This is a genomic window from Polaromonas sp. P4_F4 (assembly GCF_056401355.1).
Window position 1 is genome coordinate 330,849 of record NZ_JBFUJO010000002.1, and the last position, 13,997, is coordinate 344,845.

9 protein-coding genes are annotated in these 13,997 nt (G+C 65.7%); 6 read left to right on the plus strand and 3 right to left on the minus strand.

What is annotated here, in order from left to right; all coding sequences use genetic code 11:
• Positions 1–47 precede the first annotated feature (47 nt).
• On the minus strand, positions 48–2,909 hold the full coding sequence (gene glnE / locus AC1DUR_RS04125) for a bifunctional [glutamate--ammonia ligase]-adenylyl-L-tyrosine phosphorylase/[glutamate--ammonia-ligase] adenylyltransferase (RefSeq protein ID WP_477721300.1): 2,862 nt from the start codon (positions 2,907–2,909) through the stop codon (positions 48–50).
• 81 nt (positions 2,910–2,990) lie between these two features.
• On the opposite strand from glnE, the gene AC1DUR_RS04130 reads away from it, so the two are divergent.
• The 6 genes from AC1DUR_RS04130 to AC1DUR_RS04155 all read left to right on the plus strand — a co-directional run bounded on the left by AC1DUR_RS04130 (position 2,991) and on the right by AC1DUR_RS04155 (position 12,596).
• Complete coding sequence (locus AC1DUR_RS04130) at positions 2,991–7,244, plus strand: YhdP family protein (protein WP_477721301.1); 4,254 nt, start codon at positions 2,991–2,993, stop codon at positions 7,242–7,244.
• Between the two features lie 2 nt (positions 7,245–7,246).
• Complete coding sequence (locus AC1DUR_RS04135) at positions 7,247–8,053, plus strand: carbon-nitrogen hydrolase family protein (protein ID WP_477721302.1); 807 nt, start codon at positions 7,247–7,249, stop codon at positions 8,051–8,053.
• Positions 8,054–8,064: 11 nt separating this feature from the next.
• Positions 8,065–10,200, plus strand: a complete 2,136-nt coding sequence (locus AC1DUR_RS04140) for a two-component system sensor histidine kinase NtrB (RefSeq protein ID WP_477721303.1) — start codon at positions 8,065–8,067, stop codon at positions 10,198–10,200.
• 10 nt (positions 10,201–10,210) lie between these two features.
• Entirely contained in the window at positions 10,211–10,837 is a 627-nt protein-coding gene (locus AC1DUR_RS04145; protein WP_477716396.1) for a response regulator transcription factor, read from the plus strand.
• A gap of 104 nt (positions 10,838–10,941) precedes the next feature.
• The gene (mltA, locus tag AC1DUR_RS04150) at positions 10,942–12,171 is read left to right on the plus strand and encodes a murein transglycosylase A (RefSeq protein ID WP_477721304.1); all 1,230 of its coding nucleotides are present in this window, start codon (positions 10,942–10,944) and stop codon (positions 12,169–12,171) included.
• A gap of 77 nt (positions 12,172–12,248) precedes the next feature.
• Positions 12,249–12,596: a hypothetical protein gene (locus tag AC1DUR_RS04155; RefSeq protein WP_477721305.1), complete on the plus strand. Its 348-nt coding sequence runs from the start codon at positions 12,249–12,251 to the stop codon at positions 12,594–12,596.
• A 34-nt stretch (positions 12,597–12,630) separates the two neighbouring features.
• On the opposite strand, the gene AC1DUR_RS04160 is transcribed toward AC1DUR_RS04155, so the two are convergent.
• Complete coding sequence (locus tag AC1DUR_RS04160) at positions 12,631–13,308, minus strand: hypothetical protein (protein ID WP_477721306.1); 678 nt, start codon at positions 13,306–13,308, stop codon at positions 12,631–12,633.
• Between the two features lie 112 nt (positions 13,309–13,420).
• Positions 13,421–13,912, minus strand: a complete 492-nt coding sequence (locus AC1DUR_RS04165; RefSeq protein WP_477716391.1) for an Lrp/AsnC family transcriptional regulator — start codon at positions 13,910–13,912, stop codon at positions 13,421–13,423.
• Positions 13,913–13,997: the final 85 nt, after the last annotated feature.

Here is a 13,997-nt window from a genome sequence, read left to right on the forward strand (position 1 = left end):
CGGCAGATCTGCTGTTGCACCACAACCGCGTGGAGCGCGGCACTCCTTCACTGCGTGAACGTCGCCGTCCAGAGCGCCTGGATGGCATCGCGTTCGGCCTGCAGCGCCGGCGGGCTGACCTGGGTTGGCTCTTCATTCAGGCGGGCCTTGTGCTGCACCCGACGCAGTTCGCGGTAGGCACTGGCAGCGCGCTGGCCCACGCCCATGGGCAGCAGGCCGGCGGCTTCCGCCCGCTGCAGCAGGGCGATGTTGCCGACGTTGGGTACCAGCTCCGGGTGCTGTGCAGACTGGGACAGCACCAGAAACTGCACCGCAAATTCGGCGTCGACCATGCCGCCATCGCTGTGCTTGATGTCGAACCGGTCGGACTTGACCGGATGCGCGGCGCGCACTTTTTCGCGCATGGCCACGATTTCATGGCGCAAGGCGTGGGCGTCACGCGGTGCGGTGATCACCGCTTCGCGCACCTGGTCGAAGCGCTGGCGCAGCGACTCGTCACCCAGGACAAAGCGCGCACGTGTCATGGCCTGGTGTTCCCAGGTCCAGGCGGTGTTGCTGCCGCGCTGCTGCTGGTACCTGGCATAGGCTTCAAAGCTGGTGACCAGCAGCCCTGAATTGCCATTGGGGCGCAGGGCGGTGTCGATCTCGAACAGGTCGCCCTCTGCGGTCTTGATGGTCAGCCAGTTGATCAGTTTGCGCACAAAGGCCGCATAGACCTCGGGCGCCTGCTCGGCCTCGTCTTCATAGACGAACACAATGTCCAGGTCGCTGCCGTAGCCCAGTTCCTTGCCGCCCAGCTTGCCGTAGGCAATGATGGCAAACTGCGGCATCTCGCGGTGCCGGTTCCTGAGGCGCTGCCAGCACCAGCCGGCGGTGACGTCCAGCACCGCTTCCGCCAGCGCGCTTAAATCGTCGGCCACCTGCTCGACCGTGAGCACCCCTTCCACATCGCGTGCCAGCGTACGGAAAACCTCGGCATGGTGGGCGCGGCGCAGCAGGTTCAGGCAGGTTTCCTCATCGTCCTCGCCGGTGCGCCTGAGCGCGGCCAGCCGCTGCTGCAACTCCCGGATGAAGGCGGCGCTGTCAAAACGCTCGCGCAACAGCTCATCGCTGGCCAGCTCGTCAATCACGCCGGGATGCTGGAACAGGTAGCGGGCCGGCCATTTGGCGGCACCCAGCAGCCGCAGCAGGCGCTCATGCACCGCCGGGCGCTCCAGCAGCAGCGCAAGATAGCTTTCCCGCCTGAGCAGCGGCTCTATCCAATCGATGATGCGGACGGCGGCTTCTTCGGTCACGCTGCCTTCGCGCAGCCACAACGCGGTGCGCTGCACCAGGCGCACCAGGCGCGCACGCGACTCCTCGCGCAGGGCCAGCACCCGGGGATGCTGGCGCCACAGCGCCAGACGGGCGCGAAACTGCTCTGGCCATTGCTCGGACAGCTGCTCGAGCAGTTCGTCGAGTTGCTGCGGCGCCGACCCGTTGGTTCCGGCCGCCTTGCCGCAGCCCTTGCAGTCGGTTTTGCCGCCCAGCAATTTGTCAAACTCCCCGGCAACCAGCTCGCGGTGGGCGTCCAGTTCGCTGAGAAACGGGCAGCAGCTGCTGTAACCCAGGGTGTGCGCAATCCAGGCCAGATCGTCGTCGCGGGTCGGCAGGACGTGGGTTTGCTGGTCGTCCAGATACTGGATGCGGTGCTCGACGCGGCGCAGGAAGTCGTAAGCCCGCGTCAGCGCATCGGCCGTTTCCTGGGGCATCAGCCCGGCGCGTGCGACGCGCTGCAACGCATCGACGGTGGGACGGGTGCGCAGCTCGGGGAATTGCCCGCCCCGCACGACCTGCAGCAGTTGCACGGTAAATTCAATTTCGCGGATGCCACCGCGCGATATCTTCACATCGTTGGCGCGCTCGGGGTGGCCGGCGCAGCGCTTGGCCGCATGCTCGCGAATTTGCCGGTGCAGGATGCGCAGGGCATCAAACACGTTGTAGTCCAGGTAGCGCCGGAAGACAAAAGGCAGCACGGAGCCACGCAAGGCCTGAGCCGAGCCGCTCTGGATGCATTCCAGGGGCGCGACCACCCGGCTTTTGAGCCAGGCAAAGCGTTCCCATTCGCGCCCCTGGGCCTGGAAATATTCTTCCAGCGCGCTGAGCGAGACGGCTGCAGGCCCCGAATTGCCATTGGGCCGCAGTGCGAGATCCACCCGGAACACAAAGCCGTGCTCGGTGGCGTCGCCGATCAGCCCGAATACGGCCTTGACCTGGCGTGCAAAATATTCGTGGTTCGATATCTGGCCGCGGCCGTCGCTGCGGCCGGTGGTTTCGCCGTCGTGGTCATACACGTAAATCAGGTCGATGTCGCTGGAGACATTGAGCTCACGCGCCCCCAGCTTGCCCATGCCCACCACCCACATGCGGGCGCGGCCACCCTCGGGGGCCTGCGGAGCACCATGCAAGGCGTCCAGCATCCCGGCGGAGTCCCGCATGGCCACATCGAGCGAAAGTTCTGCCAGCTCGGTCATGGCGCGGGTCACGACGTGCAGCGCAACGCCGGGGGTACTCGCGGTGGCAACGGCCGCCAGCGCCGGGCCGCCCCAAGCAAGGCCAGCCCCCTCGGGGGGCAGCGAACCACACACAGTGGGGAGCGTGGGGGCCATCTGACCGTCGCAGTCGAGCACCACCAGCCGTTCCATCACCAGTTGCCGCAGCACCCGCAGTGCCGCGCCGGTCTCCAGGCCGCTGGCCAACAGCGCATCCAGGGCGACCTGCATGGTGGAACGCACAGGCGCTCCAGCCGGCAGCAGGTGCATCTGCTCTGCGTAGCGGCGGCGAATGCGTTGGACAAATCGGGAATAAGCCGAGGCTGGCGACCCTGGGTCGGCGGGAGTTTCGGGGCGGGCGGTTGAGGCGACGGTCATCACACTAGTTCACAAAACTTCATGGTTTTCCACCGCGCGGCCGGGCGAAGCATGGCACCGGCGGTCATAATTCTCATGTCAATGGAGCCCACCATACCCAGCCCGTCCGCCCCGCCAGTCTTGCCGTCCCGACGCCTGCGATGGATCGCTTTGTTCACGCGCTTCTCGCTGTGGCTGGTCGCGATGGTCTGGCTGCTCTTTGGCCTGAGCTGGTTGGTGTTGCATGGCTGGATTGTGCCGCGAATCGGGGAATTCCGTCCGCGGCTGGAACTAGAGGCCAGCAAGGCGCTGGGGGTGCCCGTCCGGATTGGCCAGATCACCGCCCACTCGCAGGGGATGATTCCCTCGTTTGAACTGCAAGGCGTGGCGCTGCTGGACGCGCAGGGGCGCGAGGCACTGCGCCTGCCGCGCCTGCTGGGAACCCTGTCGCCCTCTTCGCTGCTGGGGCTGGGCTTTGAGCAGCTTTACATCGACAAGCCCGAGCTGGAGATCCGCCGCACCGCTGACGGCAAGATCTATGTGGGCGGGCTGGATGTCTCCCGGGACCAGGCCGCCGGCCAGCGTGCGATGGCCGACTGGTTTTTCTCCCAGACCGAGTTCGTCATACGGGGTGGCACCGTGCGCTGGACCGACGAATTGCGGCAGGCGCCGCCGCTGGCATTGACGCAGGTGGACTGGGTCATGAAAAATGCCCGGCACCGGCATCTGATGCGCCTGGATGCCACGCCGCCCGCCGGGTGGGGTGACCGCTTCACCCTGAGGGGCATTTTCCGGCAGTCGTTGTTGTCGCGCGACGCGGGTGACTTCCGCGGCTGGGCGGGACAGTTGTATGCTGAATCCGGCCGGGTCGATCTGTCGCGCCTCAAGCAATATGCCAGCCTGGAATCGCTGGGCCTGGATTTGACGCGGGGTCACGGCGCCTTGCGTGCCTGGGCCGATGTCAGCAAGGGGCAGGTCACCGGCGGAACGGCCGATGTGGCCCTGCAGGACGTGGATGCCAGGCTGGGGCGCAAGCTTGAGCCCCTGGCATTCGACTCGGTGGCCGGGCGCTTTGGCGGCAGGCAGCGTGCCAACGGGTTTGATTTCAACACCGAGGGCCTGCGGTTTCGCACGCGTGACGGTCTGCAGTGGCCCGGCGGCAATATGGCGCTGGTGCATACCAGCGCCGAAGCGGGGGCGCAGCCGCGCAGCGAACTCAAGGCCGACAAGCTGGACCTCGCGGCACTGGCCCAGATCGCCAATCGCCTGCCGCTGGACAGCCCAACGCATGCGCTCATCTCCTCTTTTGCGCCGCAGGGACTGGTCGAAACGGTGGAAGCCCGCTGGCAGGGGCCGCTCGACGCGCCCGTCACCTTTGCCGCAAAAGGCCGCGTGACAGGGCTGAGCCTTGATGCCTTGCCGGTATCCGGCGTATCTGCAGCGGGTGCGATGTTGCAGAAGCCCGGCCGGCCGGGCATCAGCGGTGCGGCCGTTGACTTTGACCTGACGCACGAGGGCGGACAGGCGAAGGTGAAAATACTTCATGGCGCGCTGGACCTGCCCGGCGTATTTGAGGAATCGCGGCTGCCGCTGGATCAGCTGTCGGTGGACTCCCAGTGGAAATTCTCGGGCCGCAAAATCGAGGTGCAATTGCGCAACCTGCAGTTCGCCAATGCCGATGCGCAGGGTGAGGCGCAAGTCCATTGGCGCACCGAGGATGCGGCGCCGGGCGCGGCACCCGCCGGCACGGCGGCAGATCACCGGTTTCCGGGCGTGCTGGATCTGCAGGGCAGTTTGAGCCGCGGCGATGGCTCGCGGGTGCACCGTTATTTGCCGCTGGTGCTGCCCGCGCCGGTGCGCCACTATGTGCGGGATGCCGTGGTGCAGGGCCAGGTCAGCGATGTGAAATTCAAGGTCAAAGGGCCGGTCAATCACCTGCCGTTTGCCAACCCGGCCCTGGGGGATTTCCGGGTGTCCGCCAAAGTGCGTAACGGGCACTTTGCCTATGTGCCGAAATCCCTGCAGGGGCCGAATGCGCCCGCCTGGCCGGCCCTCACCGAGCTCAACGGAGAACTTGTTTTCAACCGTGCCGCGCTGGAAGTGAACGGCGCCACCGGCAAAGTAGCCGGCCTGCCGGGCCTGCAATTGGTCAAGGGCTCTGCGCGCATTCCTGACCTGATGAAGGACGCCACGGTCGAGGTGGCCATCGATCTCAAGGGGGCCCTGTCCGACGCGCTGGGCTTTGTCAACACCTCACCCGTGGGTGGCATGACGGACCAGGCGCTGGCCAAGGCCACGGCAACCGGCGCGGGCGACTACCGCTTCCGCCTGAGTCTGCCCATCCATTCGATCGACAAATCGCGGGTAGAGGGCAGCATCGTCCTGCCCGGCAACGACGTGCAGTTCTCGCCGGCTACGCCCCTGCTGGCGAAACTCAGGGGCACGGTGGCCATCAGCGAACGCGGTTTCACGGTGACGGGCGCGCAGGCGCGCGCGCTGGGCGGTGACGTCCGCTTCGATGGCGGCACCCGGGGCGGCGCGCGTCCCGCCCCGGGGAGTGCCGAGGTCGAAAGCAGCGTGGCTTTCAAGGCGCAGGGCACGCTCTCGGCCGAGGGCTTGCGGCAGGCGCATGAACTGGGTTTTATCGCGCGCATGGCGGAAAACGCCAGTGGCGCAACGGCTTATTCCGCCTCACTGGGTTTCCGGCGAGGCGTGGCCGAGGTCGCGGTCTCCAGCAACCTGCAGGGCCTGGCCCTGAATTTGCCGGCACCTCTGGGTAAAGCGGCCGATGCCGAGTTGCCGCTGCGTTTTGAAAATGTCCTGCTGCGCGACTCGCTGAACCCGGGGCAAAAGCTGCAGGACCAGCTCTCGGTCGCTATCGGGCGGGTAGCGTCCATCATCTACGTGCGTGACTTGAGTGGCGCTGAGCCTCGCGTGATCCGTGGCGCCATCGGTGTGGGGCTGGAGGCCGGTGAAACCGCCCCCCTGCAGGACGTCGGCGTGCTTGCCAATATCAGCCTGGCCCGGGTCGATCTCGATGCCTGGCAGAAAATCTTCGCCAGCTCAACTGGTGGCAGTGAGGCCTCGACCGCACCCGCACCTGCCGCCGCCACGGCTACAGGGGCCGCCACGCCAGCGACCGGGAGTGCCGGCCTGAGCTACCTGCCCACCGTGATGGCGATACGGGCCAGGGAGCTGCTGGTGGAAGGCCGCAAGCTGAACAACGTGGTGGTCGGCGGCTCGCGCGAAGGCCTGACCTGGCGCGCCAATATCGATGCATCCGAACTCAACGGCTATGTCGAATTCCGCCAGGCGGGCGGCGCTGGTGCGGGCCGGGTGTATGCGCGGCTGTCGCGGCTGAGCCTGGCGCCAGGCACGGCCAGCGACGTGGAGGCCATCCTGAATGAGCAGCCCGCCAGTATCCCGGCCCTGGACATCGTGGTGGAGGATCTGGAACTGCGCGGCAAGAAGCTGGGACGGGTTGAAATTGACGCGGTCAACCGGGGAGCCTCCGCCGCAGTCCGCGACAGCACCCGCGAGTGGCGTTTGAACAAGTTCAATGTGATCATGCCCGAAGCCGTGCTCACGGCGACAGGCAACTGGGCGGCGGTGAGCGCGCAGGCCGGCACCGCGCCGACTGCGGGTGGCGCGCCGCGCGCCGCGCGGGCCAGCGCGGAGCGGCGCCGCACCGTGATGAACTTCCGGCTGGACATTGCCGATTCGGGTGAATTGCTCAAGCGCTTTGGCATGGGTGAAGTGATCCGCCGCGGCAAGGGCAAGCTGGAAGGCCAGGTGGCCTGGATAGGCTCTCCGCTGAGCTTCGACTACCCGAGCATGAGCGGGCAGTTCAACGTGAATGTCGAATCGGGGCAGTTCGTCAAGGCGGATCCGGGCATTGCCAAGCTGCTGGGCGTGCTGAGCCTGCAGGCCCTGCCCCGGCGTCTGACGCTGGATTTCCGCGATGTCTTCTCCGAAGGTTTTGCCTTTGACTTCGTTCGCGGCGATGTGAATATCAACCAGGGACTGGCCCACACCAACAACCTGCAGATGAGCGGCGTGAATGCCGCCGTGCTGATGGAGGGCAGCGCCGACATCGCCCGCGAGACGCAGGACATCAAGGTGGTCGTCGTGCCTGAAATCAACGCCGGCACGGCCTCGCTGATTGCCACGGCCATCAATCCGGCCATTGGCTTGGGCAGCTTCCTGGCGCAGATGTTCCTGCGTCGTCCCCTGATTCAGGCGGCCACCCAGGAGTTCCACATTGACGGCACCTGGTCCGATCCCAAAATCACCAAGATTGAACGCAGGGCGGCATCGGAGGGCAAGGCCGGCGATACTTCCACGGAGACCCGCTGATCATGAAAGTCGCTGCCATCCAGATGGTTTCAGGCGTCCAGCTGCAGGACAACCTGGACACGGCCGCCCGGTTGCTGGCCCAGGCCGCCACGCAGGGCGCGGAGCTGGCGGTTCTGCCCGAATATTTTTGCATCATGGGCTTGAAGGACACGGACAAACTTCAGGTGCAGGAGACGGCAGGCCAAGGGATCATCCAGTCGTTCCTGAGCCGTTCGGCACGCGAACTCGGCATCTGGATCGTCGGCGGCACGCTTCCCATGGCGACCGCCGATCCCCGCCGTGCCCGCAACTGCTCGCTGGCTTACGCCCCCTCGGGCCAATGCGTGGCGCGCTACGACAAGATCCACCTGTTCCGTTTTGCGCACGGAAAAGAAGACTACGACGAAACCCGCGTGCTGGAGCCGGGCACCGAGCCGGTCCGCTTTGAGCTGGCCTCGCGGGACGGCCATGTCTACACCATCGGCATGAGCGTTTGCTACGACCTGCGTTTCCCCGAGCTGTACCGCGCGCTGAAAGCGGATGTGCTGCTGGTGCCCAGTGCATTCACCTACATCACCGGACAGGCGCATTGGGAGGTGCTGCTGCGCGCACGCGCGATTGAGAACCAGGCCTATGTGGTGGCGGCGGCCCAAGGCGGTCTGCACGACAGTGGCCGCCGCACCTGGGGCCACACCATGGTGGTCGAGCCCTGGGGTCAAATTCTGGCGCAGCATGCGGAAGGCGCGGCCGTGGTGATGGGTGAGGTTCTCCATGCCGGCCTGGAGGGCGTGCGCAGCCGTTTGCCTGCCTTGCGGCATGGCGTGCTGTGAAGGTAGCCGGCGTGAATTTTCCGCTGCTGAACGGTGTCAGCTGGGCCAGCCGGCGCTGGTCGCTCTGGGCCCTGCTGCTGGCGCTGGTGGTGACGCTGCTGGCGATTCTCGTCTGGCTGTCGGGGCGCTACGAGTCCAGCATGGTGCAAAGCCGGCTGGAGCACGATGCGGGAGAGACCGTCACGGACATCCGTTCGGGGCTGACCCGCAACATCCAGGCTTTCCAGGCCTTGCAGTCCACCGAGCGCACACCCGCCGCCTGGCATGCACCGGCCGCCGAGCTGCTGCGCGAGCACCGCGAGATCATGCGGCTGGAGTGGCGCAGCGAGACGCTGGAGGTTCTGGGGTTTGTCGAGACGCCCTACCGCGCCTCGGTGTTCGAGCGCCTGGGCCGTCAGGGCATGGAGGCCGATGTCAACCTGACCTGCACCACGGCTCGCCGCCTGAGCGGGTCGGCCTATTCCACCAGTTATTTCATGCCGCAAAACGATGGCCTGGGCCTGGAAGTCCTGGACATGTGCCTGCCGATCGTGGTGGCGGGCCGCCTGACGGGCTATGTGGTGGCCACCTACTCCCTGCAGGACATCCTGGGTGAGCTGGTGGGCAAGCAGCTGGCCCGCGGTGTGGGCCTCTCGTTCACGGAGGCCGATGGCACGCGCCTGGCTTTGCATGGCGTGCTTTCGCGCGGCAGCCGGGTTTACGTTGCCCAGCAATTGCTCGACCTGCCGGGCAACACACTGGTGGTGAGGATGGAAAGCCGGCTCGGCACCCCCGCGCTGTTTCCCAATGTGCTGACGGCGCTGGTCACGGCGATGTCGGTGGCCTTGCTGCTCGTGCTGTTCCTGCTGGCCCGTGACATGCGGCGACGCCTGAAGGTGGAGCATGACCTGGGCGAGGCGCTGGCCTTTCGCAAAGCCATGGAGGACTCGGTCCTGACGGGCCTGCGCGCGCGGGACCTGCAGGGGCGCATCACCTATGTCAATCCGGCGTTCTGCAAGATGGTGGGCGTGGACGCCAAGGACCTGCTCAACCAGAGCTTCCCCTCGCCCTACTGGCCTCCCGAACTGGCGGGCGTGTACCAGCAGCGCCAGGAAATTCGCCTGTCCGGCAGTAACCTGCCACGCGAGGGCCACGAATCGGTGTTCATGCGGCGGGATGGCACACGCTTTCCGGTGCTCATCATGGAGGCGCCGCTCATCAACGCCGTCGGCAAGCACACCGGCTGGATGAGCGCCATTCTGGATGTCAGCGAGCAGCGCCGCATTGAAGAGCTCTCGCGCGCCAGCCAGGATCGCCTGCAGGCCACGGCGAGGCTTGCCATGGTGGGTGAGATGGCCTCGCTGCTCAGCCACGAGCTCAACCAGCCCCTGGCGGCCATTTCCAGCTACGCCACCGGTTCGCTCAATCTTCTGCAGGGCGAGATGGCGCCGGCGGTGAATGCTTCCCCGGGCCGGCCGGATGCGGGCCCGACGGCACCACCTCTGTCCGAAGATCTGCAACTGGCCATGCGGCGTATTGCGGAGCAGGCCGAACGCGCCGGCAAGGTGATCAAAAGTGTGCACGATTTTGTACGGCGGCGCGACCAGGTGCGCGAAGCGGTGGAGCCGCGTGCCCTGCTCGATGCGATCATGCCGCTGGTGAGCCTGCAGGCGCGCAAACTGGGCGTGCGCGTGGTGATCGAGGTGGACGCGGCCTGCGAGCCGGTCCTGTGCGACCGCACCATGGTCGAGCAGGTGCTGCTCAACCTGTCGCGCAACGGCATGCAGGCCATGCAGGGCGTGGACGAGACGCAAGCGCCAGACCAGCGCGAAAGGGTGCTGACGCTGCGTATCCGGCCGGCGGCCTCCAATGCGCACAGCCGCTGGGTTGAATTTGCGGTGATTGACCGCGGCGAGGGCATTTCCCGTGAAGTCGCCGAGCAGCTGTTCACGCCTTTCTTCACGACCAAGGAGGAAGGCATGGGCCTGGGCCTGAGCCTGTGCCGCACGGTGATAGAGCAGCACGGCGGGTTCCTGGGGTTTGAAGCCGCGCAGCCGCGCGGTACGATTTTCAGCTTTACCCTGCCGGTGGCACTGGCGCAGGATGGCCATGACCATATCCACGCTCCTGATGGCGCCGGCGCCAGTGCCGTGGCCGATATGACCTAGAGTACGCACCATGGAACCCATACAAAATGCCACGGTTTATATCGTCGACGATGACGCCAGCGTGCGCGATGCGCTGGCCTGGCTGCTGCGTTCGCGCCGCTTGCCCAGCGAGACCTTTGACAGCGCCGAGGCCTTTGATGCGCGGGTGTCGCAGCGGTTTGAGGTGAAGTCGCCGTCCTGTGTGCTGCTTGATGTGCGCATGGCGGGGCTGAGCGGCCTGGCCATGTTTGAAAAACTGATTGCCTACGGCTTGCTGCCGACCCTGCCCGTGATTTTTCTGACGGGCCATGCGGATGTGCCGACGGCCGTCGATGCCGTCAAGCGCGGCGCTTTTGATTTCTGTGAAAAACCGTTTTCAGACAATGCGCTCGTCGACCGCATCGAACAGGCGCTCAGGTATTCCGCGGCGGCACTGGCCCAGCACAGCGAATCCACCGGCTTGCAGGCGCGGCTGGACGGGCTGACCGACCGGGAGCGGGACGTGATGCGGCTGGTGGTGGGCGGCCTGCCCAACAAGCTGGTGGCCGACCAGCTGGACATCAGCGTGCGGACGGTAGAAGTTCACCGTGCCCGCGTCTTTGACAAAATGGGGGTCAAGTCGGCTGTGGAGCTGGCCAATCTGCTGCGGAATTTGTAGCGGGCCCGGTTTATTTCCTGTCGGCTCCTGGGTCTGCGGCAGGGGGCGCCGAATCGCCTTTCAGTTCGCCATTTTTACGGCCTGAAAACATGGTCCACCACACAATGAACACCAGCAGCAGCAACGCCCCCAGGGCTTCGAGCAAAAGTAGGGTCATGACATTTCCTTGGATTGCAAATAGGGTTTCGCGGGGATCGGTGCGATTCACCCCGATTATCGCCATGGCCATGCTGCTGGCGTCCTGTGCCAGTCCGCCTTCCTATCCGCCGTCGTCTCCGTTGCCTTCATCGCCGCCACCGGCTGCGGCGCCCGCCGCAGCCAGCACGTTGCCGGAGCCCCTGGTACAAGGAAAAAGCCGCTGGGTGCCCGTTCGCTGGACGGAGTTGCCGGGATTTGAAGAGGACCAGCTGTTCGAGGCCTGGAACGCCTGGCTCAAAAGCTGCGAACGGCCCGGCCCGGCTTTTGCGCCCTTGTGCGGCGAAGTCCGGCGCTTGAGCATCGCTTCGGCCGAAGAGCAGCGCAGCTGGATGGTGAGCCGCCTGCAGCCCTACCGGGTTGAAAGCCTGCAGGGCGCGGCCGATGGGCTGCTGACCAGTTACTTCGAACCGGTTCTCAAGGCGAGCCGGCAGCCCGGCGCGGGTTATGAGGTGCCGCTGTACCGGCCACCTGCATCGCTGGGCAGCCGCAAACCATGGTTTTCGCGGCAGGAAATCGACACCCTGGCCGAGGCCAAGTCTGCACTGAGGGGCCGCGAGATTGCCTGGCTGGCAGACCCGGTCGAGGCGATGTCGCTGCACATTCAGGGCTCAGGCAGGCTGAACCTCACCGAGCCCGACGGGTCGCAGCGCGTGGTCCGGGTGGCTTATGCCGGCTCCAACGAGCAGCCGTTTCGCAGTGTCACCCAGTGGCTTCAAGACCAGGGCGAAGGCCGCATGGTGGTGCCCTGGGTGGAGTCCACCAAGGCATGGGCCGCGAAAAATCCGCAGCGCGTGCAGCAAATGCTCTGGAGCAATCCGCGCTACACCTTCTTCCAGGAGCAGCCCCTGAGCGATCTGGACGCGGCATTCGGCCCCAAAGGGGCGCAGGGCGTGGCGCTCACGCCGGGGCGCTCCATTGCGGTCGACCCGGGGAGCATTCCCTATGGCACCCCGGTGTGGCTGGCGTCCCGCGGCGGGGCGGCTAATTTGCAGAAGCTGGTCCTGGCGCAAGACACGGGCAGCGCCATTGTGGGCGCCGTGCGGGCGGACTATTTCGCCGGGACCGGGCCGGAGGCCGGCCTGCTGGCGGCACGTGTGAACCAGCCGCTGCGGCTGTGGGTGCTCTGGCCAAAATAGGCCACGAGGCTGCCACATCGGGCATACACAGAGACACAGGCAAAGGCAAAGGCAAAGGCAAAGGCAAAGGGCACAGAATGCGCATCAAGAACAGGCCTGCAGGCAAACGGATCGGCGGACTGATGGCCCTGGCGGGACTGACCATGCTGGCCGCGTGTGCGGGCCGGGGCTGGCAGTCGCCGGGGCCGCTTCACCGCTGCGAGCAAGGCATTGAGTTCACGGCCCGGTTCATCGACGACACGGCGGTACTGGACGGCACGCGCGGCTATGACGTGCTGTACCGCGACGCCGGCGGGCAGGGGCCGCAGCAGGCGGTGTACAGCAATCCGCGCATGCGGGCCGAATTTGGGCTGGGCGCCAGTGGCCGCGAGGCCGTGCTGCGCTATCCGCTGCTGCCACTGGCGGCGCGCTGCGTGCGGGACTGAGCCCCACGCACCTGGCGTGTGGCTTGCCTGGCGCCTAACGTACAGAAATCCGTACCTCGACTTTCAGGGCCTCCCGGCCCGAAGTCTGCCCCGCGCCGGCCAGGCCGCTGCTGTTGGCCGTTGCCACATCATCCGATTGCGCCACGGTGACCCATTCACCCAGCGGCAGGGCCAGCGAGGTGCTCGCGGATGACGAAGACGGCAGCGCCCCCACCGAGCCGGGGCGCGATTGCACGGCGGCCAGTTCAAGCTCCGCACTGTTGCCGCCGCGCCAGACGGGCCGTGCTGAAAAGCCGCTGCTGGTGTCGATCAGCACGGTGCCTCCCGTGTAGCGCAACACGCCGTTTTGCATAAAGGCCTGCATCAGTCTCAGCGGCGTGATGTTGCCCAGGTTGATGGCGACAGGCCGGCCATTGAGCACCAGCACCCGCTGCACCAGGTCGCGCGCGTCGCTGCGCTGGCTGTTTTGCGTGGTGATGTGGGTCGTGGCGCCGGACTGGCCCGGTTGCAGCAGCACGCCGCCCTGGGCGCCCAGCGCCTGCTGGCCTTGGTCGCTGCCCCGCAGTTGCCGCACTTCAATCTGCAGGTTGCGCATCGGCAGGGGATCCGGGGTGGCGATGGAATGAGTAGCGGGCTGTGCCTGCAGGCCGGGCGCCAGCAGCGTGAAAAGCAGGAGGAAAAATTGTCTGGAGAATCGAAGGGGTTGGGTCACGTTGCGTTCCATTGCTGCAGCTTGTCCGGAAGGGATTCGGGCTGAAAGTTGTTGCTATTGCTGTTGAATTGGTAGCCAGGGGTTGGCGAGATAGAGGGGCTGCAGTGGATTCTTATGATTCAGATGCCGTGCGCGCCAGATGCCCCAGCGGCAGCGCACTGCTGGCCTTGACCTCTCCCAGCGAGAAACTGGTGTGCAGGTCTTTCACATTGGGCAGGTTGATCAGGTTTTGCAGCGCAAACTTGCTGAAGGCCTCGAGGTCCTGGGCCACCACCTGCAGCTCGAAGGTTCCCGTGCCGCTGATGTAGTGGCAGGCGATGATTTCAGGCAGTTTTTTGATGGCCTCTTCCAGTTGCCGCGTGGCGTCCCCGCTGTTGCGGTCCGCATCCAGCCGGACAAAGGCCAGCACCCCCAAGCCTATCTTGTGGCGGTTGATTTCGGCCCGGTAGCCGGTGATGAAGCCGGCCTCTTCCAGCGCCCGCACGCGCCGCCAGCAGGGCGCGGCCGACAGGCCGACGCGCGACGCGAGTTCGGTGTTGGTCAGGCGCGCCTCGCTCTGCAACTCATTCAGGATGGCTATGTCAAACTTATCTAAATGTCCCATTTTTCCTATTTTCCAGCAAGATCCTTTCTTTGTACACCCTAAAACAGGCAAAGAAAGCAAAGACATATCTCGCCGTCCGTCCTAC